Annotated in this window: 20 protein-coding genes; 10 read left to right on the top strand and 10 right to left on the bottom strand. The window is 65.4% G+C overall.

What is annotated here, in order from left to right; translation table 11 throughout:
* Window positions 1-35: 35 nt before the first annotated feature.
* Window positions 36-503 (bottom strand): GxxExxY protein, encoded by a 468-nt coding sequence (locus VN706_15605; protein ID HXT17067.1) that lies wholly within the window; start codon window positions 501-503, stop codon window positions 36-38.
* Window positions 504-621: 118 nt separating this feature from the next.
* Between VN706_15605 and VN706_15600 the strand changes: the two genes are divergently transcribed.
* The 5 genes from VN706_15600 to VN706_15580 all read left to right on the top strand — a co-directional run bounded on the left by VN706_15600 (window position 622) and on the right by VN706_15580 (window position 7,631).
* Complete coding sequence (locus VN706_15600; GenBank protein ID HXT17066.1) at window positions 622-2,400, top strand: M28 family peptidase; 1,779 nt, start codon at window positions 622-624, stop codon at window positions 2,398-2,400.
* A 202-nt stretch (window positions 2,401-2,602) separates the two neighbouring features.
* Entirely contained in the window at window positions 2,603-4,072 is a 1,470-nt protein-coding gene (locus tag VN706_15595; protein ID HXT17065.1) for an MATE family efflux transporter, read from the top strand.
* A 38-nt stretch (window positions 4,073-4,110) separates the two neighbouring features.
* A complete protein-coding gene (locus VN706_15590; GenBank protein ID HXT17064.1) occupies window positions 4,111-4,959 on the top strand; it encodes an NAD(P)-dependent oxidoreductase in 849 nt (282 codons plus the stop codon).
* Window positions 4,960-4,962: 3 nt separating this feature from the next.
* A complete protein-coding gene (locus VN706_15585; protein HXT17063.1) occupies window positions 4,963-5,640 on the top strand; it encodes a DUF305 domain-containing protein in 678 nt (225 codons plus the stop codon).
* Window positions 5,637-7,631 (top strand): hypothetical protein, encoded by a 1,995-nt coding sequence (locus tag VN706_15580; protein ID HXT17062.1) that lies wholly within the window; start codon window positions 5,637-5,639, stop codon window positions 7,629-7,631. Before VN706_15585 ends, VN706_15580 begins: the two co-directional genes overlap by 4 nt.
* A gap of 50 nt (window positions 7,632-7,681) precedes the next feature.
* On the opposite strand, the gene VN706_15575 is transcribed toward VN706_15580, so the two are convergent.
* Both VN706_15575 and VN706_15570 read right to left on the bottom strand, forming a co-directional pair.
* Window positions 7,682-10,123 carry an ABC transporter permease gene (locus tag VN706_15575; GenBank protein ID HXT17061.1) on the bottom strand — a complete coding sequence of 814 codons (2,442 nt, stop codon included), beginning with the start codon at window positions 10,121-10,123 and terminating at the stop codon, window positions 7,682-7,684.
* A 185-nt stretch (window positions 10,124-10,308) separates the two neighbouring features.
* A complete protein-coding gene (locus tag VN706_15570) occupies window positions 10,309-11,208 on the bottom strand; it encodes a hypothetical protein (GenBank protein HXT17060.1) in 900 nt (299 codons plus the stop codon).
* A gap of 55 nt (window positions 11,209-11,263) precedes the next feature.
* On the opposite strand from VN706_15570, the gene VN706_15565 reads away from it, so the two are divergent.
* The 3 genes from VN706_15565 (at window position 11,264) to VN706_15555 (ending at window position 12,559) form a co-directional block, all read left to right on the top strand.
* Window positions 11,264-11,797, top strand: coding sequence for a PadR family transcriptional regulator (locus tag VN706_15565; protein ID HXT17059.1), 534 nt, complete (start codon window positions 11,264-11,266; stop codon window positions 11,795-11,797).
* A 24-nt stretch (window positions 11,798-11,821) separates the two neighbouring features.
* Window positions 11,822-12,244 (top strand): hypothetical protein, encoded by a 423-nt coding sequence (locus tag VN706_15560; protein HXT17058.1) that lies wholly within the window; start codon window positions 11,822-11,824, stop codon window positions 12,242-12,244.
* Window positions 12,245-12,352: 108 nt separating this feature from the next.
* Entirely contained in the window at window positions 12,353-12,559 is a 207-nt protein-coding gene (locus tag VN706_15555; protein ID HXT17057.1) for a hypothetical protein, read from the top strand.
* Window positions 12,560-12,578: 19 nt separating this feature from the next.
* Here the strand turns inward: VN706_15555 and VN706_15550 are convergent, their stop codons facing one another.
* The 6 genes from VN706_15550 to VN706_15525 form a co-directional block, all read right to left on the bottom strand.
* The gene (locus VN706_15550) at window positions 12,579-13,463 is read right to left on the bottom strand and encodes a patatin-like phospholipase family protein (protein ID HXT17056.1); all 885 of its coding nucleotides are present in this window, start codon (window positions 13,461-13,463) and stop codon (window positions 12,579-12,581) included.
* Window positions 13,464-13,497: 34 nt separating this feature from the next.
* Window positions 13,498-14,157, bottom strand: a complete 660-nt coding sequence (locus tag VN706_15545; protein ID HXT17055.1) for a hypothetical protein — start codon at window positions 14,155-14,157, stop codon at window positions 13,498-13,500.
* 78 nt (window positions 14,158-14,235) lie between these two features.
* A complete protein-coding gene (locus tag VN706_15540) occupies window positions 14,236-15,765 on the bottom strand; it encodes an FtsX-like permease family protein (GenBank protein ID HXT17054.1) in 1,530 nt (509 codons plus the stop codon).
* Window positions 15,648-16,706, bottom strand: coding sequence for an ABC transporter permease (locus tag VN706_15535; protein ID HXT17053.1), 1,059 nt, complete (start codon window positions 16,704-16,706; stop codon window positions 15,648-15,650). The genes VN706_15540 and VN706_15535 overlap by 118 nt, the downstream gene beginning before the upstream one ends.
* Before the next feature lie 103 nt (window positions 16,707-16,809).
* Entirely contained in the window at window positions 16,810-17,154 is a 345-nt protein-coding gene (locus VN706_15530) for a type II toxin-antitoxin system PemK/MazF family toxin (protein ID HXT17052.1), read from the bottom strand.
* Window position 17,155: 1 nt separating this feature from the next.
* Window positions 17,156-17,419: a hypothetical protein gene (locus VN706_15525; GenBank protein ID HXT17051.1), complete on the bottom strand. Its 264-nt coding sequence runs from the start codon at window positions 17,417-17,419 to the stop codon at window positions 17,156-17,158.
* 299 nt (window positions 17,420-17,718) lie between these two features.
* Here VN706_15525 and VN706_15520 point away from each other — a divergent pair, with 299 nt between their 5' ends.
* The gene (locus VN706_15520; protein HXT17050.1) at window positions 17,719-18,294 is read left to right on the top strand and encodes an alpha-ketoglutarate-dependent dioxygenase AlkB; all 576 of its coding nucleotides are present in this window, start codon (window positions 17,719-17,721) and stop codon (window positions 18,292-18,294) included.
* Window positions 18,295-18,310: 16 nt separating this feature from the next.
* Here the strand turns inward: VN706_15520 and VN706_15515 are convergent, their stop codons facing one another.
* A complete protein-coding gene (locus tag VN706_15515) occupies window positions 18,311-19,354 on the bottom strand; it encodes a YihY/virulence factor BrkB family protein (GenBank protein ID HXT17049.1) in 1,044 nt (347 codons plus the stop codon).
* A gap of 75 nt (window positions 19,355-19,429) precedes the next feature.
* Between VN706_15515 and VN706_15510 the strand changes: the two genes are divergently transcribed.
* Window positions 19,430-20,494, top strand: coding sequence for a tartrate dehydrogenase (locus tag VN706_15510; protein ID HXT17048.1), 1,065 nt, complete (start codon window positions 19,430-19,432; stop codon window positions 20,492-20,494).
* Window positions 20,495-20,518: the final 24 nt, after the last annotated feature.

Raw genomic sequence — 20,518 nt, 5'->3', positions numbered from 1 at the left:
TGATTATTTTTTTGACGGCGCCGCGTAGAGTGTTGTCAGCCTACGACGCGCACAAAGCCCGAGTCGGAGCCGAAGTTCAAGATCATTCCGACGTGTAGCTTCGACGCGCGGAGATAGCCGATGGTTTGTGTTCGGGTGCGATCGTCGATCTTGGGAAGAACTTTGATCTCGACGATGACTTTGTTTTCGACTAGGACGTCGATACGCCCTTTCCCGACGACGACACCCCAAAAAATCATTTCGACGTAGGCTTCACGTTTCGCTTCGAGCCCGGCACGTCGTAGCACGACCGCCATCGCATTCGCGTAGACCGTTTCAGGCAGTCCGATCCCGAGCTCTCTCCGGACGACATAAAAGGCAGCAATGACCTGCCGAGTGATGTCGTGATGCTCGAGCCTGGTCTCGTCTCGCGCAGTTTCACGGTTTTCTGTGGCGTCGCAGTTGACGGCAGTTCCGCCGTCTCCGTGCCTGTCCGTGGCCGTTCCGCTTTTGTCCGTGGTCATGGCCCTGACGGTACACCCTTTCCACTACGCCCTCGGACCATTCCCACCCGCCCGCCATCCTTTCTCGCGCGTACCTCGGCTCGTACCTTCTCTCGCACCCCGAGCCTCCACACAGCACATGACAACGCTCCGCATCCTGACGATCGCAGGAACACTCGTCGCCAGTTCCGTGGTTCACGCGCAACAAGCGCCGCGCTTCCCCACGAACGATCCCGTCCTCGAGCGCATCTGGCGGCTCGGCATGGACAGCTCACACGTCGAATCGCTCTCCCAAGCGCTGTTCGACTCGATCGGCCCGAGGCTGACCGGCGGTCCCTCGATCCGCGCCGCGAGCGACTGGGCTATTAGAACTTACAAATCGTGGGGCATCGACGCGCAGCGTGAGCAATACGGAACGTGGCGTGGCTGGAGGCGCGGTCCCTCGCACATCGACCTCGTCTCGCCGCGCGTGCGCTCGCTCGAGGGAATGATGCTCGCGTGGAGTCCCGTCACCGCGGCGCCCGTGACGGCGGAGGCGATCGTGCTGCCGAAATTCCGTGACAGCACCGAATTCGTGAAGTGGCTCCCGCAAGCGAAAGGCAAGATCGTGCTGCTTTCGCCCGCGTGGCCAACGTGTCGGCCGAGCGAAGATTGGTATCGCTGGGCAACGCCGGCGTCGATGGCGCACATGGACACCCTCGTCGCGCAGATGCAGCGCGACTGGTCCGTGATGCAGGACGCGAGCGGACGCCCCGACAGCACCAAGCTCTATCGCGGCACGGGCTATTCGCTCGCGCTCGGCACCGGAACGCTGGGCATGCGCCTCGAGAAAGCCGGCGTCGCCGGAATGATCTCGTCGCGCACGAAGCTCAGCGCCTTCCCCGATCCATTCAACCCGAATGCGAACGTTGGCGGCCGAGGCGGTCGCGGGAATCAGACGCCTGGCCCAGCGAGCGCGCGCGGCGGCGGCGGCCCAGGTGCCGCGATGCGTCCCGGCCGCGGCACGACCCCGGAAGGCACCGGCGGCTGGGGCGTGATCGAAGTATTCGAGACCTATAACACCAGGGCGCCGGCCGTCACGCTCACCTGTGAAGATTATGGTCTGCTGTTCCGTCTGGCCGAGCATGGCCAGACGCCCAAGGTTCGGCTCGATCTCGACGCGACGCTCCTTGGCGAGCAGCCGGCGTTCAACACCGTCGCGCGGATCACGGGGTCCGAGAAGCCGAACGAGTACGTGATGCTCTCGGCGCACTTCGATTCGTGGGACGGCGCGAGCGGCGCGACGGACAACGGCACCGGGACGATGATGGCGATGGAGGCAATGAGGATTTTGTCATTAGCATATCCTCATCCAAGACGAACGATTCTCGCCGGTCACTGGGCGAGCGAAGAACAGGGCCTCAATGGCTCGACGGCGTTCGCGCAGGATCATCCCGAAGTGCTCAAGGGTCTCCAGGCGTTGTTCAATCAGGACAACGGCACGGGCCGCGTGCAGTCCATCACATCGTCCGGCTTGAGCGACATCGGCGCGCATCTCGAGTCGTGGTATGAGAAGCTGCCGAGCTTCTTCACCGATAGCATGAGCCCGAACGTGGTGTCGTGGGCGTTCAACGACGTGCCGACGGGCAATCCCGGCGGCACCGACGGCGCGGTGTTCGCCTGCTTCGGCACACCGTCGTTCGGCATGGGCGCGGTGGCGTGGAACTATGGCTCGTATACGTGGCACACGAATCGGGACAGCTACGACAAAATTGTCTTCGACGATCTGAAGCACAACGCGACGCTCGCGGCGATGATGGCGTATCTCGCGAGTGAGGATCCGAACTTCATCTCGCGGCAGAAGTCACCCGGGACGTGGCCGGCGAATTGGCCGGCGAACTGTGGGAATGCGCCAAGGAAGACGCGGCCGAGGTATTAGCGATGGGCGATGGGCGCTGGGCGAATGCAGGACTTCGCTTCTGCGCCGTTCGGGCTTGCGCCGTGCGGGCTTGCGCCGTTCGGGTTAGCGCTGTACGGGTTAGCGCCGTTCGGGTTAGCGCCGTTTGATTTAGCTGTAAGGTTTCTGCAGCCCCACCCGAGTCGATGGCGTATGTACGCGTCACCGCGTCATATTCCCCGGTGTGACGAGCGTCCCCGCCTCAACCGTTCCACCGGCCGTTGCGCCGGTTCCCGACAGCGCCGCCCCGGCCGCACCAGCCGCACCGCGCACCTCGTCGGCACGCCGCTACGATCGCACCATCATCGAAGGCCCGCTGACCTCGGCCGTCTGGAAGCTCGCCTGGCCGACGATGCTCGCCAACGTCATCGGCGGCATCCAGGGGATGATCGATCACATTCTCGTCGGCAACCTCGTCGGCTACACGGGCAATGCGGCGATCGGCGTGAGCTGGCAGATCTTCCTCGTCGTCATCGTCTTCATGTCGTCGCTGTTCACCGGCATGAGCGTGCTCGTTGCGCGCTATGTCGGCGCGGGCAACGAGGAGATGGCGGACAAAGCCGTCTATCAGGCGTTCATCACGGCCGCGTTCCTGTCGTTCGGTGTGCTCGCGCCGCTCGGCTACCTGTCCGCGCCGGTGCTGCTGCGGTTGATCAACGCCGCCCCCATCGTGCAGGCCGAGGCGTTGCCGTTCCTGCGGATCATGTTCGTGTGCTCCGGCGGGATGATGGTGTTCTTCCTGCTCGGCGGCGCGCTCCGCTCGGCGGGCGACGCCCGCACGCCGATGATCCTCGGCGTGACGATGACGCTGCTCAACATCGGCCTCAACATCATCTTCATTCGCGGTCTTGGACCCATTCACGCGTTCGGCACCACGGGCGCGGCGATCGGCACGTCCATCGCGTCCGGCACGATCGGCATTTTCTCGCTATTCAAGTTGTGGCATGGCGGCTGGGTCGTGCGTTTTCCGCGCGGCCAAGGCTGGGGACCGGACTGGGAAATCATCAAGTCGCTGTTTCGGTTCGGCCTTCCCACCGGATTCCAGGGGATCGCCATGAACGTCGGCGGCATGCTGCTCCTGGCGTTCATCGGTTCGCTCGAGCATGGTGCGGCGGCGCAGGCGGCGTACGCCATCGCGTACACGCAGCTCTTCTCGCTGATCACGTGGACGTCGCAAGGCTTGCTCGGTGCCACCGCGGCGGTAGCCGGACAGAATCTCGGCGCTCGCCAGGCGGATCGGGCGAACGCGGCGGTGCATACCGCGGCACGGTTCGGCCTCCTGGCGGCGGTCATCGTCGGCGCGGCGTTCTTGTTCATTCCGCGTGCACTGCTGGCCGTGTTCGGCATGCACGACCCAACGGTCGTCTCGATCGGCGTGCAGTTGCTGCGCGTGTTGAGCGTGTCCGGTCTGTTGATCAGCGTCGCGCTGACCTACACCGGCGGCCTGCAAGGCACCGGCGACACGAAAGCGCCGATGTACATCTCGATCGTCTCGCAGATCGTCGTGCCCCTCGGCATCTGCTTCGTCGTCAAATCGGTCAGCACCCTGCACCCGATCGACGTCTGGTCGGCCATTCTCGTCGGTCACGCGACGCGATGCGGGCTGAGCGTCTGGCGATTCCGTCAAGGGAAGTGGCGCACGATCAGGATCTGAGGGCTCGAGCGGTTTTGCAGCGCCCTTAGTTTTTCGTCATGGCTACCATCGCTTTCCTCGGAACGGGCCTGCTCGGCAGCGCCCTTGCTGAAGCGGCCGCGAAGCGCGGCGACAGCGTGACGGTTTGGAATCGCACCATCGAGAAGGCGCGCGCGCTCGAGCAATTCGGTATTCGCGTCGCGGAAACTCCCGCCGACGCCGTGCGCGGCGCGGAACGCGTCCACCTCGTCCTCAAGGACGATCCCGTCGTCGAAGACGTCGTCGGACAATTGCGATCCGGTCTGAGCCCCAACGCCATCATCGTCGATCACACGACGACCCAGCCGAAGGCGACCGCCGAGCGAGCAACGCGGTTGAACGGACAAGGCGTGAAGTATCTGCACTGTCCCGTCTTCATCGGACCGGCCGCGGCACGCCAGACGAAAGGGACGATTCTCGCCGCGGGCCCCAAGGCGCTGTTCGACGCCGTCGAAGCACCGCTCTCGAAGATGGCGGAGCGCGTGGAGTATTTTGGCGACCGACCAGATCTCGCCGCGGTATTCAAGCTGTGCGGCAACGCATTCATCGTCGGCATCAACTCGGTCGTTGCCGATGCCTTCGCCGTCGCGAAAGGCGCCGACGTCGACCCGGCGCGCGTGCTCGACATGGTCGAGTTCTTCAATCCCGCCGCGATCATCTCGGGTCGCGGCAGGAACATGATCGCCCGCAACTTCACGCCGACGTTCGAGCTGACGATGGCGCGCAAGGACGTGCGCCTCATGATCGAGACTGCCGGGAGCCAGCCACTGTCCGCGCTCCCCTGCATCGCCCAGCGAATGGATACGATGATCTGGGCTGGGCACGGTGCGGACGATCTTGCGGTTCTGGGGAAAGATTCCGTAAGCTAGGGGATGCACCGCCTCCTGCTCGCTACGCTCGTCGGCGTCGCGGCGTGCCGCACGGGTCTACCGGCTGCGGCGTCGACGCGTGAGGTAACCGCGCGGCCGGCGTCGAGCGTGATCACGACGCCCGACGCCGTCCTCAAAGCGCGCGCCGACAGTGCGCGGCTTCCCTACACCGCCGCCGACGTCCACTTCATGTCGTCGATGATCGGCCACCACGCGCAAGCGATCGTGATGTCGCGTCTGGCGCCGACCCACGGCGCAAGCTCCTCCGTGCTGACGCTCGCCTCGCGCATCATCAACGCGCAGCAGGATGAAATCCTGACGATGCAGCAGTGGCTGCGCGATCGAAATCAGCCGGTGCCGGCGGCGACCGGCGCGCCGATGACGATGATGATGGACGGCGTCGATCAGGAAATGCTCATGCCGGGCATGCTCACCGCCGCGCAGATGACGCAGCTGCGCGCCGCCGAGGGCCGGGACTTCGACAAGCTCTTTCTCACCGACATGATTCAACATCATCGCGGTGCGATTCAAATGGTCAAGGAGTTGTTCGCTGCGCCCGGTGCCGGGCAGGACGAGCTGGTATTCAAGTTCGCGTCCGACGTGAATGTCGATCAAACCACCGAGGTCTCGCGCATGCAGCAAATGCTCGCGGCCGTCACCCTTGGGTCGAGCCCTCTATGAGCATGGTCACCACCGCATTGAGATCATCGTACCGGCTGTCCCTGGCCGCCGTCGTCGCCATCGGGGCAGGCTGCACGCATGGCATGCCCGGCTCCTCGAGCGCGTCGATGCCGGGGCCGGTCCAGGCAGGCGCGCCCAGCGACAATCGCTCGCCCGGGGCACCAAATCCCGATCCGCGCGTGGGCCTCAAGTCCGGTTTGTGGAATGCAGGCCAGGCCGAGTGGAACATGCGGCTGCTCTCGAACACGCATCCGTCGGCGCAATTCAACAATACGAATTCCGATCTCGCGTTCGTCGGCCCGTACGCCATTCAGGGCAATTACAACGGCTTTCAGATCTGGGACATCTCGACGCCGACCGCCCCGCGGCTCGCCGAGGCGTACTTCTGTCCCGCGTCGCAGAGCGACGTGTCGGTGTATCGCAACTTGCTGTTCGTCTCGAGCGAAGCGACGTCGGGACGCCTCGACTGCCGGGGCGGCGGCCTCAGCGAACCGGTGAGCAATGAGCGCATTCGCGGCCTTCGCATCTTCGACATCACGGACTTGAGCCATCCGAAGTACGTCGGCAACGTGCAAACGTGCCGCGGCTCGCACACGCACACGCTGCTCGTCGATCCGCGCGATCGCGACAACGTCTACGTCTACATCTCGGGCTCCTCGGGTGTTCGCCCCGCGGCGGAATTGGCCGGCTGCTCCGCGGCCGCGCCCGCGTCCGATCCGAACTCCGCGCTCTTCCGGATCGAGGTCATTCAAGTTCCGCTGGCACATCCAGAGCAGGCGCACATCGTGAGCTCGCCACGGATCTTCAATAATCTCACGCCGCCCGCGCATCACGGTTTGTCCGAGCCCGACAGCGTCGAGGTTGCGGCCTCCCGCGCCCGCGGCCAGTACGACGTGGACGTCTTCGGCATGCGCTACATCCTTCCGCCGGCGATGACGAAGCCGCTCATCGACAGCATCGCCAGGTCGAATGGACATCGCGCGGCGACGCAGTCCGACAGCGCGGCATTGCGCGGCTCGATTCAGGAAATCGCGAACAAGCAGTTCGGGATCGACCCGAAGTCGGGGCCGACGCAGTGCCACGACATCACGGTGTATCCGGCGATCGGACTCGCCGGCGGGGCGTGCGAGGGCTACGGCATGCTCCTCGACATCCGCGACCCGGCGCACCCGTCGCGCATCGCCGCCGTCTCCGATTCAAACTTCTCATACTGGCACTCGGCGACGTTCAATAATGACGGCACGAAGGTCCTGTTCAGCGACGAGTGGGGCGGCGGCGGCCAGCCCAAGTGCCGCGCCGGCGATCCGCGCCAGTGGGGCGCGGACGCCCTGTTCACGATCGATGGCAATCGCCGCCTTCAGTTTCAGGGCTACTACAAGCTCCCGGCGATTCAGACCGCGGAGGAAAACTGTGTCGCCCATAACGGTTCTTTGATACCAATTCCCGGACGCGACGTCATGGTGCAGGCGTGGTATCAAGGCGGCGTCTCGGTGTTCGACTGGACCGATCCGCGCAATGCCCGCGAGATCGCGTTCTTCGATCGCGGCCCCATCGACTCGACGCGCATGATCGGCGGCGGAGAGTGGTCCGTCTATTGGTACAATGGCGTGCTGGTCGGCTCCGAGATCGCGCGCGGCCTGGACGTGTTCGAGTTGACGCCCAGCCCCTATCTGTCGCAAAACGAGATCGACGCGGCCAAGAGCGTGCATTTAGACTATTTGAATACCCAGGGCCAGCCGAAGTTCACCTGGCCGGCGACGTTCTCGCTCGCCCGCGCGTATCTCGATCAACTCGGTCGGTCGAACGGCTTGGCCGCGGCGCGTCTCGCGGCCGTGCGGCAGTCGCTGGCGGGCGCTGAAGGCGTGAGCGGCGCGGCGCGATCGACCGCCCTCTCCACGCTGGCGTCGCAGCTCGACGGCGACGCGGGTCACTCGTCCGACGCGCCGAAGGTGCGGCTCCTCGCGCAGGCGGTGAGGGACCTGGCGCGGTAGCACACGCAAAGCCGACGAGATCCTGACGGCGGACGCGGCGCGGCTCGCCTCTACTGCGACTGCAACGCGTTCGCCGGATTGAGCCGAGCCGCGCGCGCCGCCGGAACCGTCGTCGCGACAAACGTAATCGCGACGATGAGCAGCGTAGCGATCGTGAGAATCAATGGATCCGACGCCCGGATCGCGTACAGGCGGCTGGAAATGAGCTGGCCGGAGAAATACGCCAGCCCCACGCCGATCGCCGCGCCCGCGAGACCGAGCGTCACGCCCTGTTTCATGACCAGCACGAACACCGATCGCGGCGATGCGCCGAGCGCGAGGCGTGTCGCCATTTCCTCGCGGCGCAGCGAACCAGCATACGACACCACGCCGTAGATCCCGACCGCCGAGAGCACGACCGCGATGCCGCCGAAGACGAGCATCAGCGTCATGCCAAGCTCCTGCCGGCGAAGCGTGCCGCCGACGACGTCCGACGCAAGCTGAAAATCGAGCGCCATCGTCGGGTTGATCTTCCGCACCTCGGCGCGAATGGCGCGTTCCACTCCGCCGACGTCGGACTGCGACATGTTCACGACCGCGGTCGCGCGCTGAAACGGAAATTGAGCCAGCGCGAGATAGAATGCCGGCTCGGCCGGGTCGGCGAGTGACTTCTGCCTCACGTCGTCGATGACACCGACGATCGTCGCCTCGGCTTTCGGATCGGGCACCGGATAGCCGGCCGCGAATTGAACGCCGATCGGATCGCGCCCCTTCAGATACTTGTCGACGAACACCCGATTCACGATCGCGACGCGCTGCGTCGTCAGTATGTCGGCGTTCGTGAAATCACGGCCCTTGATGAGCGGAGTGCCCATCGCGGCAAAGAGCCCTGGGCTGGCCGCGCGGCCGCGCGCACCCGCCGGATTGGCCGGGTCGAATGGCTCCCCGTGAAACTGCAGGAGCAGCGAGCTCTCGAGCGCGCCACGCAACGGATACGCCGAGACGATCCCGACGCCCGCGACGCCGCCAACGCGCTGCACGGCGCTCTGAACATCGGCGTGCGCCTGGCTCACCGATTGAGGGGTTCGGTACTGCGGCCCGAGGAAAGAGACGTCGAAGAGCAGCCGGTGCTCCGGTACGAAGCCGGCCGCGGTATTCCGGAGATTAGAGAATCCTCGCACGAGCCAGCCGGCACCGGCGACGAGCATGATCGCCAACGCGACTTCCGCCACCGTCATCGCGGTGAGCCACCGTGTGGTGCCGCGCCCCGCGCTCGCCGAACGACTGCTGTCGTTCATGAGCGTTTTCATATCGCTGCGCATCAGCCGAATGGCCGGCGCCAGACCGATGATCCCCCCCGTGACGATGAGCGTCGCGAACGAGAAGAACAGGGCTCGCCCGTCGAACGACACGGCGTCGAGGCGCGGCAGCTTCGCGGCGCCGAGCGCGAGGAGCGCGCGAAGACCGAGTGCGCCGACCGCGACGCCGACGATCGTGCCCGCCGCGGCGAGGACGAGCGATTCAGTGAGCAGCTGGCGAACCAGCCGACTCCACCCCGCGCCGAGCGCGGCACGCACCGCCATCTCGCGCGCCCGCGCGGCACCGCGCGCCAGCAGCAGGTTGGCGACGTTCACGCAGGCGAGCAGCAACAGCAGTCCGGTCGCCGACATGACGATGACGAGGATCGGGCCAAGGTCGCCGACGATCGAGTCGACCAGCGGACGAGTGACATAGACGCGGTTGCGGTCCGACGCGGGAAAGTCGCGCGCGAGCCCGCCGATGATCGTCGCCATCTCGCCCTTCGCGCGCGCGATCGTCGTTCCGCGACGCAGCCGAATGAAACCTTCCTGGCCGTGGTTGGCGTCATTCGCCGGCGTCCGCTGCGCGATCCAGATGTCGGCGGCATGCGGCATGTCGAAGTCACGCGGCGCGACGCCGGAGATCGTCGAGCTGAATTCGGCGAAGTGAATCGGTTTGCCAACCACCGCGGGATCGCCCTTGTAGAGTTGCTTCCACAGCCGCGTAGAGATCACGATCGCGGGCGGCGGGCCCGGTTGCGGCGGCGCATTCTGCTGAACCTGAAATGCCGTGAAGTCGTCGTGCGTGAACCCCCCGACAGTCATCGGAAGTCCGAACAGCTCGAAGAACCCTTCGCTCACACCATAGACTGTCACGTGAGACGGCGTTCCATCGTCCGCCATCAGCGTGAGATCCCCCGACTGAAATCCTGCCGCGCGTTCGATCGAGAGCTTCGGATCGTTCAGCCGAAAGAGCTCCGCGCCGGAGAGCAGGCCTGTGGTGACCCGGCCGTCCGTGAGTGCGGTCCGCAGACTGTAGAGATCCTGCGGATTCGGATACGGCAGCGGCTTGAGGAGCACGGCGCTGAGCGTCGTGAAGACGGCCGTCGTGGCGCCGATGCCGAGGGCGAGCGTGACGATCGCGGCAAGCGGGAATCCAGGCGACCGGCGGAAGGAGCGGAGCGTAACGCGGATGTCCTGCAGAAGGGCTTCCATTCCGGGACTCCTGACTGCGGCACTGAGAGTGACTGAGAGTGACTGAGAGTGACTGAGAGTGATGGTCCGGCGTCAGCCTGTGCGGGAATGTTGATAGTACAACCGCGTGGCGCGCGCGCAACTGAATGGGGACGAACCTTCACTCTCCGAAGCGCGTGTTTCCGCGTCCGGGCTCAGCGCCACCCTCATCGCGCGTCGATCGCGATCGTTCGGAGAATGCGATACCGGATTGGCTCACCGCAGTCCGTGAGCGCTGCGCTCGAGCACTCGCGCTCGAGTACGTCCACCGGATTGTCGAGCGTCGCGCCGAGGATGCGTCCGTCTTCGAGGTCCACGCGCATCCGCACCTCGAACGTTTCCTTGCCGACCCGGCCGGCCACGCGGCCGTTGGGAAGCTTGGCGACTTCGATCCAGTTGTTCGGCGTGTCGACGACCGGCGCGTCCATCCACGGCGCCGGCATCTTGATGCGCGCGGATACCGGCGGCACGTGCCGAACGACGAGCGTCGCGACGCGCGATGCACTGTCGACGCGCTCGAGCGTGAAATCGAAGTCGACCGCGTCTTCGCCGCGAAGGATTTGCCGGCCGTCGCCCCACGATGGGTTGACCGGAATCACGACACGCGCGTGGTCGCCGGCCCGCGCGAGACTCGGCATGCGCCCCGCGAGCTGCAGATCGACGTAGAACGTGAGGAGATCGAGCATGGGCCCGACCAGGCGCGGATCGATGGTGCGCATGTCGGGAATGGATGGCGTGCCCGGCGCGAGCGTCACCACCTGTCTCGCGTTGCGCGCGCCTGGGGCGATCGGCGCCGCCTTGCCGTTGACGACGAGCGACGACCACGCGAGCTGCTCGACGAGATGCCCCGCTGAATCCCGGGCGACGCGGCCGCCGACGTCGGCGCCGTACCGCACCGAGTCCCGATGGCCGAAGTTCGACGCCTCCATGTGGTAGGCAATGGAGTCGCCGATCGTGTATGCGCGGGCGAGGAGCCCGCGGGGCGCGGGCTGCGCGGCTGCCGAGCTGGTGATGGCGAGTACCGCGGCGGTAACTGCAGCGGCGATGCGAATGATGCGACGGTGCATCGAAGGTTCAGTATGATGGTTGCAATAATACGCGTCGTATCATACGCTTCGTTCTATGGCTGTCAACACGACGCTCGACTTCGCCCTGTTGGGATTGCTGGCCGACGGACAGGCCTCCGGATACGCCTTGCGCCGCGTTTTTCAGACGACGCCGTTGGGACGCTACAGCGACAGCCCGGGGTCCATCTATCCGGCACTGCACCGCCTGGAGCGGCAGGGACTCGTCGCGGGCCGCACCGCGCGGGGCGGGCGCCGCCAGCGTGTGCTGCATCTGACCGCCGCCGGCCGGCGCGCGCTCACACAATGGGCGACCGCTCCGCTCACGCTCGCCGACTCCGAAGGCAAGGACAGCGAGCTTGCGCTTCGTCTCGCGTTGATGAGCAGCATCGCCCCGCGCCACCTCCGGCGTTTTCTCCGCGAATACGCCGAGGTGCTGGAGGAACGCGCGCGACTGTTTGGCGCCGCGGTGCGGGAGATGGCGCCAAAGCTGTCGGCGTCGAATCGACTGGCGGTGGACCTCGGCCTGTTCGAAATGAAATCACGCGCGCGGTGGTGTCGGGCGCGTCTTGCAAAGGCGGGTCGGAGATGATACCCGTGTCATAGTGGAGGCATCATGCGGAATGGGCTGCGACGTGTTCGCGGTGCGCTCGGAATCGGCTTCATCTGGGGAGCCGTATGGTCCGTCGTGGGCGGCGTTCCGCGTTGGGTCTTCGGCTTCAACGCCGACGTGCCGTTCCCCGTCGTCTTCGGTGTACTCGGCTTCATTGCCGGGGTCACGTTCTCCGGGCTCCTCGTGCTGACGGAGCGGCGGCGCAGATTTGATGAAATGTCGATTCGGCGTTTTGCGGTCTGGGGTATCGTGGGTGGCCTGTTGCTGTCGGCCGTGTTCGCCAGGGCCGCGTCGCTTGGCTGGGGAGACGTGCTCGCGCTGGCGCCGACGCTCGCCATTGCCTCCGCGCTGTGCGCAACTGGTTCGCTCGCCGTGGCCAGGCGTGCCGCTGGTGAGAGGCAGACATTGCCTGAAAGTGGCGAGTAAGTAGGCGCGCGGCGTGCGAACCTTGCGAGGTCACGACCCCGGCGTGACCTTAGCGCCGTGTTCCTCTCGGACACCTCGATGCCGATCCACCCATCAGGAGCAGCGTGAATGAATCAGCGAACTCGCAACATCATAGCCAACCTCTTGCTCGGCGTGGCCATTTTCATTCTCGGGGCGTTCCTGGCTCGACAGTTCATGGCGCCGCCGCGTCCGGCGTGGACGAAGGAGTACACGGGCCTCGCTCTGATCTCCGCGATCGCGTCGGGGCTCGTGCGCGGCCGGCGCTGGGTTCGCCCGTTTCAAAGAGCCGACTGACCGTCGTTTGGCTGCTTCGTTATTGCCAGAACGACGCGAGACGCTCGTTCACCACGCGTCGACCTTGGACGCGGCCGGCCCGTGCCGCCGGCGCCGAAATTTCCGGATTCATGACACCGCCGGCGGCGGCGAAGTCCGCCAGCGCGGCTTCATCGGGCCGTAAGAGTTCTATCAAGGCACCGTTGTCTCGCAGGATGTTCATCGTGTCCTCGAGTGCGACGGCGCTCATCGACGGGATTTCCGGCGGTCGCTCGAGCGCGAGGATCATCACTCGGTCGAACCCGGTCGCGAGATCCGCGTTGTCCGTCGAATAGAATCCGCCGTCGATATAATGATCGCCTTGAAACACCACGGGCGGCCAACCGAAGGACGCGGTGCTGGCGATTACCGCGTCCACCAGATCGATCCCGCTGTCGCGATCGAAAGCGCGCCGCTCTCCGGTTTCCGCGTTGACGGCGGCGATCAGCACTCGCTCGGGCCATGTCTCCATCGGAAGTTGCGCCGCGATGAGATCCCGCCGGCTCGCGCTGCTCTTGCCCGACGCTGCCGCTAACGCCAACGATCCGATTTTCCGCAGGAATTCAGTCGGGCTGTCTCCGGCCTGCTTCGCGCGCGCCACGGCGGCGCGGAGCTCTGCCCAGTCGAGCACGGGCGGCCGCTCGGCAGACGGCGGCCCAGGTTGAAGGCGTCGTTGAAACGCGTCTTCGTGCGCGACGCCGCTCGCAAGATGGAGCGCGACCCTCGAGCCGGATGATGTTCCCACGAACAGGTCGGCGTTTCTGACGTCGAGACCCGCGTCAGCCATCCCAGCGATGAGACCAATCTCCCACGCGCTCGCGGCGGGGCCACCACCGGCCAAGACGACGGCACGTCGCGTACGAATTAGTTGATCGGCAGCGGGCACATGATCTCGTGCGTCGCGAACAGAATGGGGCGATTCATCGCCGCGGTCTCCGAACGGGCGCGGTCCGCCAGAACTCTGGATCGGTGTGCACCCACTCCGCGGCGGGCATACTCCAGTTGGGCCGCAGCGCGAAGACGCGACCACCGTCGGCTCGAGCTGCCGCCGCCGCTTCGGCGCGCGTGCGAAACGCGCGAAGAATGTATCGCGTCGAATCGAGCGTGACCCAAACCGACCCGACGATGGGGCGACCGCCGCGCGTGACGCTTGCGACGATGAAGCGTGTGCCCGCGATCGACCACGCGGGCCCGCGACTGAGATCGGGCCGATAGACAGCAAAGCTTTGCACCGGCGTTCCGATCAGCGCGGCCTTTCGTTGCGCGATGCCGCCGAGCGCACGAGACAGCGCGCCGTCGGTCGCGTACACCTTGGCGACGCGCGCGGTATCCGCCTCGGAGGCGAACGTGTTGATCCACCACGCTTCGTGAACGCCATCCACACTCTCGAGGCCGATGTATGGATTCGGGCATCGAAGATCGGCGCAGATCTGCGCGCCGTCGTTCTCGATCGAGCGGTACGCGGAGTCGACGCCGCTCCGAATGGAGTCGCGGTAGACATACATGAAGCGAGGCGCCGAGTGCTGAGCGAGCAAGACCGGCGATAGGAGCGCGAGCAGGCCGAAGACAGTGCGGATCATGAGTGGGAAGAGAGAGTCAATTGCGTGTAGAACGTGCCTGCGAAATTTTCTGGGGTCACAAGAGGCTATGAAACCCGGCTATTCGGGTCGCATCGCGATAAGCGGATCTACGCGCGCTGCACGTCCGGCCGGTATCCACGCTGCGGCAACGCCGATTGCGATGAGCACCAAGCAGCTCGCGGCATACGTCGTCGCATCCGTCGGCGCAATCTGATAGAGGAGGCCCTGCAGAACTCGATTGCCCGCCACTGCGGCGATGAGTCCGACGATCATCCCGCCGCCAACCAGCACCATGGCATCGCGCACCACCAGCCGCACGATCTGGCCGCGCTGGGCGCCGAGCGCGAGACGAATTCCGAGCTCGCGCTGTCGCTCGCGCACCGCGTACGCGACGACGCCGTATATGCCGATCATCGCCAGTAGAAGCGCGCAACCGGCGAACCCCGCGACGACCCGCGCGGCGAGTCGAGCCGGTGCGGCGGATGCTTCGACGGCGTCCTGCATCGGGCGAAGGTTGAAGATCGGCAGCGACTTGTCGATGGCGGTGATCTGTGCACGGGCCGCCCTCATGACGGCGACGGGATCTCCGGCGGATTTGATCAGCACCGTCATATAAAAGATCGGTGATTGTTCAAACGCGAGATATACAGCGGGCTCGGGTTCACCGACGAGCCCCTCCGTCTTGGTGTCACCCACTACGCCGACGATCTCTCCCATGTTCTTCAGCCGCTTTCCGATGGGGTTCTCGCCGCGGAAGTATGCCTTCGCCGCACCGGCGCTGATCACCGCCACGAATCGGCCGTCGGCCTCGACGGCGGGATTGCACCAAACCTCTCCCGGTTTCGGAACGCATCGATCATCGTCCGTGAAATCCCGTCCGCGGAGGACGGGGATGCCGAGCAGCGCGAAATAGCCGGGCGTTGCATACTTCACTTCGACGACGTTTGGCCGGTCGCGCGGCGGCGGCGCTTGCCCTTCGATTGTGAGGGTTCCCCCATTGATTGCCCACGGGGTGAACGGCACACCGTGCCCAAGCGCGACACTCCGGACGCCGGGTAGTGACCGCAATCGCTGTACGACCTCGTCGCCGAACGCCTTCACGTCGGCCGGCATCATGTAGCGCGGGCCTTCCACGCCGGCGCACGTACTATCTGGACTCCACGCCGTCCCGCACTTCGGCAGTGCGATGTCGAACATGACGACATGGTCCGTTCGAAAGCCCGGATCGACGTGAACGAGGCGCGTGAAGCTGCGCGTCAGCAGGAGCGCACCGATGAGCAGGGGCACGACCAGCGCGAGCTGGAAGGCAACCATCGCGCGTCGCGCATGGGTCGACGCCTTGCGCGCGCTGGATGAGCGTCCGCTCGACTTGAGCGCCTCCACGATGTCCGTGCCCGCCGACTGCAACACCGGCGCGAGACCGAACGCCAAACCTGCCGCCAACGTGGTCGCGATCGCGAACGCGAGCACCGTCCAGCCGATCCTGACGTTCACGAGCAGCGGCACCGCCGCGCTCTGTTGCGCGACGATGATCCGCACGACACCCTCGGCGAGTGCCACCCCGAGTGCCGCGCCAAGCGATGCGAGCGTGAGACTCTCAATGAGCACCTGCGTCGCGATGTGTCGCGCGCCCGCCCCAACGCGAGACGGATTCCAATTTCGCCGGTGCGGCTGCTCGCGCGCACGAGCATGAGCGTTCCGATATTTGCGCATGCGATCAACATCAGCGCGGCGACCGCGCCGAAGAGCACGAGGATGAGCTGGCGAGAGTCGCCGATTTGATGATCGCGCAGCGGTTGAATGTCGAAGTCGAGCCCGGTCTCGGCCTCGGGATACGCCGCACGCAGCTGCGCGGCGACCACACGCGCTTTCCGTCGCGCCTCGTCGAAGCTCACGCCACGCTTCAGCAGCGCGACGGGTCCGCGAAACACGCGGTTGCCTCGGAGATTGGACCAGCGCGCATCCTCGAGTGCCGGTCGCCAGATGTCAGCATCGCTGGGAAAGTTGAACGACGGCGATGCAACGCCAACGATCGTGTAGCGCGTTCCATCGATCGACACAGCGCGCCCAACAATTCCCGGATCGCCACCGAACTCCCGCCGCCATACACCGCTACTCAACACCGTAACTTTCGGCGCGCCGCGCTCCGCATCCTCGCGCAGCAAGCCGCGACCGAGCGCCATACGCGTCCCGAACATCGCGAACCAGTTACCCGTGACCTCGGCCGCAGTGAGATGGACGGGACCGCCGTCGGCGACCAGTCCGACCTGACTGGTCATCCACGCGCCGACTTCCTCGAATGAGTCGTTGAGCGTTTTCCAATCGGCGAGATCCGGCGGCGACATCGCGTCGTATGGTCGCGTTCCGCGGTTCAGCGTCCACACGAGCCGATCGGCATTGGCGAACGGAAGTGGCGCGAGCAAGACACCGTCGACGATGCTGAACATCGCGGTCGTCGCGCCGATGCTGAGCGCGAGGGTGATTACGATAGCGGTCGCGAACGCGGGGCTGCGACGCAGTGAGCGGAGGGCGAGGGCTATCGGGCGCATGACGGTTGGGACACTCGATCAGGCGATGACCCTGAGCCTCCCTCTTTTCGAAGACGCGCAACTCCGCAGATTGCCTGTCAGTTCATCGTTCGTCATACGGCCGTTACGAGAACTCGAACATCTCCGCCAGCGTTCCGAACACCGCGGCCAGGGTCGCGCTCGTGAGGGTCCCGAGCCGTTTCCGCAGCCGCTCGCGATCTACCGTCCGCAACTGGTCGAGCGCAACCCGTCCCTCCTTGCCGCCGAATCTGCACGCCGGACGAAATGGATAGGCGTGCCCGCCGGTCGCCATCGGCGCCACCATGACGGTCCGCAGATGATGATTGAGCTCGTCCGGCGACACAATCAGACACGGCCGCGTCTTTCGGATTTCGCGTCCGCGCGTGGGATCCAACTCGACGAGATAGACCTCCCCGCGACTCGGGACCCGCGCAGGACGTGCTACCACGTCACCACTCCCACTCCTCTTGATCGAACGCGGGACTGGGTGTCGTCAGGAGCCCGTCCTCACCCCGGGCGTGGAGTTGCGCCGCGGCCTCTGCCCAGCCGGCTCGCACGCCCTTCGTCGCCGCAATGACGATGCGACCGTGTTCGGCGTGCAACTCGACTTCCCCGGCGAGACCCGCCTGTTCGAGGAGGGGCTTGGGGATTCGCACGCCATGGGAGTTGCCGATGGCGACAATGCGGGCGCGGATGGCAGCAGACCGGGGCATGGTACCTACAATGTAATTACTGCGGGCACCCCGGGCAAGAAGCCGGTTGGCCCTCTAGCGACAATTAGACTGCGGAGTTGACCAGCCTGAGTACGCAGCGGGCTGGTTTGGGCGACAGGCTTCAGCCAAGCTATTGCCGCTCGATAATCTCACACGTATAACGTCGCACCGCACCTCGTCGCCCACGCGTCAGACGGGACGATGCATCTCGGTGCAGCCGCGGCCTTCCACCCTGCGTCAACGCCATCCTCCTCACCCGCCCCATCCTCCGTGGCACACCGCATGAATGCCCTCCCTGCGTGTCCGAACAATTCACTTTCTTCTCCGAAGACCTCCGCTATCCCGAAGGCTTCCGCTACCAGCCGGAACTGATCTCGCGCGCGGACGAGGACATCCTCCTCGAGCAGCTGCACACCCTGCCCTTCCGCGACTTCGAGTTCCACGGCTTCACCGGCAAACGCCGCGTCGTGTCATTCGGCTGGAAGTACGACTACACCGAGCGGCAGCTCAACAAGGTCGAGGACATCGCGCCATTCCTCATCCCGCTCCGCGAACAAGCCGCCGCATTCGCCGGCGTGCAGCCCTCCGCGTTGCAGCACGCGCTCGTCACCGAGTATTCACCCGGCGCCGGCATCGGGTGGCATCGCGACAAAGCCGAATTCGGCATCGTCATCGGCGTCTCGCTCGTTTCCGCGTGCGCCTTCCGGCTGCGCCGCAAGCTCGCCGACGGCAAATGGGAGCGTTTCACCCTCACCGCCCAGCCACGCTCGGCATACCTCATGAGCGGGCCGTCGCGCACCGAGTGGGAACACAGCATTCCCGGCGTCGACGCGCTCCGCTACTCGATCACCTTCCGCAACCTGCGCGAGGATTGAGGAAACTCTAAATACTTCAGGGACGCGGGTTCTTGTCGCGGCGGCGCATCATCCAATACAGCGCCGGCAGCCCGATGATCCAGTCGCCGATCCCGCCACTGCCTTTGCTCGGCGCATCGGCTGCCTTCGCATTGCCGGACGTCGCGACCGCGCGCTCCTTCGCCATCACCGGCACGGCGCCTTCGCTGCCGATACGCACCTCGCGCTCGACGATGCGCACGGCACCCTTCTTCGGCTCGACACCAGCCCCACGCTCCGTCGCCCACGCCTGCGTGAACTCGGCGCCGAAGAGCACGATCATTCCGGCGTAGTAGAGCCACACGATCAGGATCGCGAGCGCGCTCGCCGCGCCGAAGCTGCTGCCCGGATTGCTGTGGCCGAGGTAGAGGCCGATCACGAACTTGCCGACGACGAACAGCACGGCGGTGAAGAAGCCGCCGTGCCACACGTCTCTCCAATCCACTCTCGCGTCGGGCAGCACCTTGAAGAGCGCGGCGAACAGCGCGGTAAGCACGCCGAGCGACACGATCAGATCGATCGCGAAGGCGACCGCCTCGAGACCGCCGAAGAGTGCCGAGAACGATGCGATCAGCGCCGACAACGCGAGTGACGCCGCAACGAGAAAGCCCAACCCCAGCACCATGCCGATCGAGAACAGGCGCTTCATGAGGAAATTCTTAATGCCGCCCTGCTTGGGATCCGGCTCGACGTTCCATGCTTTGTTGAGCGCGTCCTGCAGCGAGAGAAACGCGCCCGTGGCACCGAGCAACAGTCCGACGATGCCGAGGATGGTCGCGACGGTGCCGCCGCCCATGCTGTTCATGCCATGCGAGATCATCCCGTGGATCTGCTGTGCCGCATCGGGGCCGACCATTCCGGAGAACTGACCCTCGAGCGACTTCTGCACCTTGTCCGGCCCCCACACCTTGCCCGCGATCGTCACGAGCAGAATCAGCAGCGGCGGCAGCGCAAAGATCGTCGAGTAGGAGAGCGCGGCCGCGCGCGTTCCGCACTCGTCTTCGTTGAACCCATTCCACGCCGCTTTGAGTATGTTCAGCACGCTCGAGCTCGTCCTCAATTGTTTTCGTACCAACAAGGCAGGCCACGTGCCGATCATTCGCGAATTCGACAATTCATGAGCCGCGCGCATCGCATCGCCGTCATTCCCGGCGACGGGATCGGCAATGAGGTCGTGCCGGCCGGACAACAGGTGCTCGAAGCCGCGGCGCGACGATTCGACTTCTCACTCGAGTGGCAGCACTTCGATTGGAGCTGCGAGCGATATGCGCGCACGGGCGCGATGATGCCCCTGGACGGACTCGACCAGCTCCGTTCGTTCGACGCCATCTTCCTCGGCGCCGTCGGATATCCAGGCGTGCCGGATCACGTGTCGCTGTGGGGTTTGCTGCTGCCCATTCGCCGCGGCTTTCAGCAATACGTCAATCTTCGCCCCGTGCGGTTGCTGCGCGGCATTCAATCGCCGTTGCGCGATCGCGCGCCGGGGAGCCTCGACTTCGTCGTCGTTCGCGAGAATACGGAAGGTGAGTATTCTGATATCGGTGGCATCGAGCACGAGGGGACGCCCGATGAGCTCGTCACGCAGACGGCGACGTTCACGCGGCGCGGCTGCGATCGCGTCATGCGCTACGCCTTCGAGCTTGCGCGCACCCGCGGGCGTCACGTGACGTCGGCGACCAAGTCGAACGGGCTGCGACACTCGATGCCGTACTGGGACAACCGATTCACGGCGATCGCCGCCGAGTATCCTGATGTGCGCGCGGACCAATATCACGTCGACATTCTGAGCGCGCACTTCGTTCGGCATCCCGATTGGTTCGACGTCGTCGTCGCGAGCAATCTCTTCGGCGACATCCTGTCGGACCTGGGCCCGGCGATCGCCGGTTCGATCGGGATTGCGCCGAGTGCGAATCTGAATCCGGAGCGGGAGTATCCGTCGATGTTCGAGCCGGTCCACGGATCGGCGCCGGACATCGCGGGTAGAGGCATCGCGAATCCGATCGGACAGATCTGGTCGGGCGCGATGATGCTCGAGCATTTGGGCGAGCGCGCCGCGGCCGCGTCGGTGGTGCGGGCGATCGAGACGGTCCTCGCCGATCCCGGTGCTCCGCGCACGGCGGACATCGGCGGCACCGCGGGTACCACGGATGTCGCGCAGGCGATCTCAGCGGAGGTTCGCTGACGATGCAGGCGTAAAGCTTGCGCC

It is taken from the genome of Gemmatimonadaceae bacterium (assembly GCA_035606695.1).
GTDB lineage: Bacteria > Gemmatimonadota > Gemmatimonadetes > Gemmatimonadales > Gemmatimonadaceae > JAQBQB01.
Note: the sequence above shows the minus strand (reverse complement) of the source record. Positions and strands in the feature narration are given on the sequence as shown.

Bases quoted from the DNA above. Each gene is read 5' to 3' on its own strand.
- VN706_15605 (HXT17067.1), bottom strand. From the start codon at position 503: ATGACCACGGACAAAAGCGGAACGGCCACGGACAGGCACGGAGACGGC.
- VN706_15600 (HXT17066.1), top strand. From the start codon at position 622: ATGACAACGCTCCGCATCCTGACGATCGCAGGAACACTCGTCGCCAGT.
- VN706_15590 (HXT17064.1), top strand. From the start codon at position 4,111: ATGGCTACCATCGCTTTCCTCGGAACGGGCCTGCTCGGCAGCGCCCTT.
- VN706_15585 (HXT17063.1), top strand. From the start codon at position 4,963: ATGCACCGCCTCCTGCTCGCTACGCTCGTCGGCGTCGCGGCGTGCCGC.
- VN706_15580 (HXT17062.1), top strand. From the start codon at position 5,637: ATGAGCATGGTCACCACCGCATTGAGATCATCGTACCGGCTGTCCCTG.
- VN706_15575 (HXT17061.1), bottom strand. From the start codon at position 10,123: ATGGAAGCCCTTCTGCAGGACATCCGCGTTACGCTCCGCTCCTTCCGC.
- VN706_15570 (HXT17060.1), bottom strand. From the start codon at position 11,208: ATGCACCGTCGCATCATTCGCATCGCCGCTGCAGTTACCGCCGCGGTA.
- VN706_15565 (HXT17059.1), top strand. From the start codon at position 11,264: ATGGCTGTCAACACGACGCTCGACTTCGCCCTGTTGGGATTGCTGGCC.
- VN706_15560 (HXT17058.1), top strand. From the start codon at position 11,822: ATGCGGAATGGGCTGCGACGTGTTCGCGGTGCGCTCGGAATCGGCTTC.
- VN706_15555 (HXT17057.1), top strand. From the start codon at position 12,353: ATGAATCAGCGAACTCGCAACATCATAGCCAACCTCTTGCTCGGCGTG.
- VN706_15545 (HXT17055.1), bottom strand. From the start codon at position 14,157: ATGATCCGCACTGTCTTCGGCCTGCTCGCGCTCCTATCGCCGGTCTTG.
- VN706_15535 (HXT17053.1), bottom strand. From the start codon at position 16,706: ATGCGCCCGATAGCCCTCGCCCTCCGCTCACTGCGTCGCAGCCCCGCG.
- VN706_15525 (HXT17051.1), bottom strand. From the start codon at position 17,419: ATGCCCCGGTCTGCTGCCATCCGCGCCCGCATTGTCGCCATCGGCAAC.
- VN706_15510 (HXT17048.1), top strand. From the start codon at position 19,430: ATGAGCCGCGCGCATCGCATCGCCGTCATTCCCGGCGACGGGATCGGC.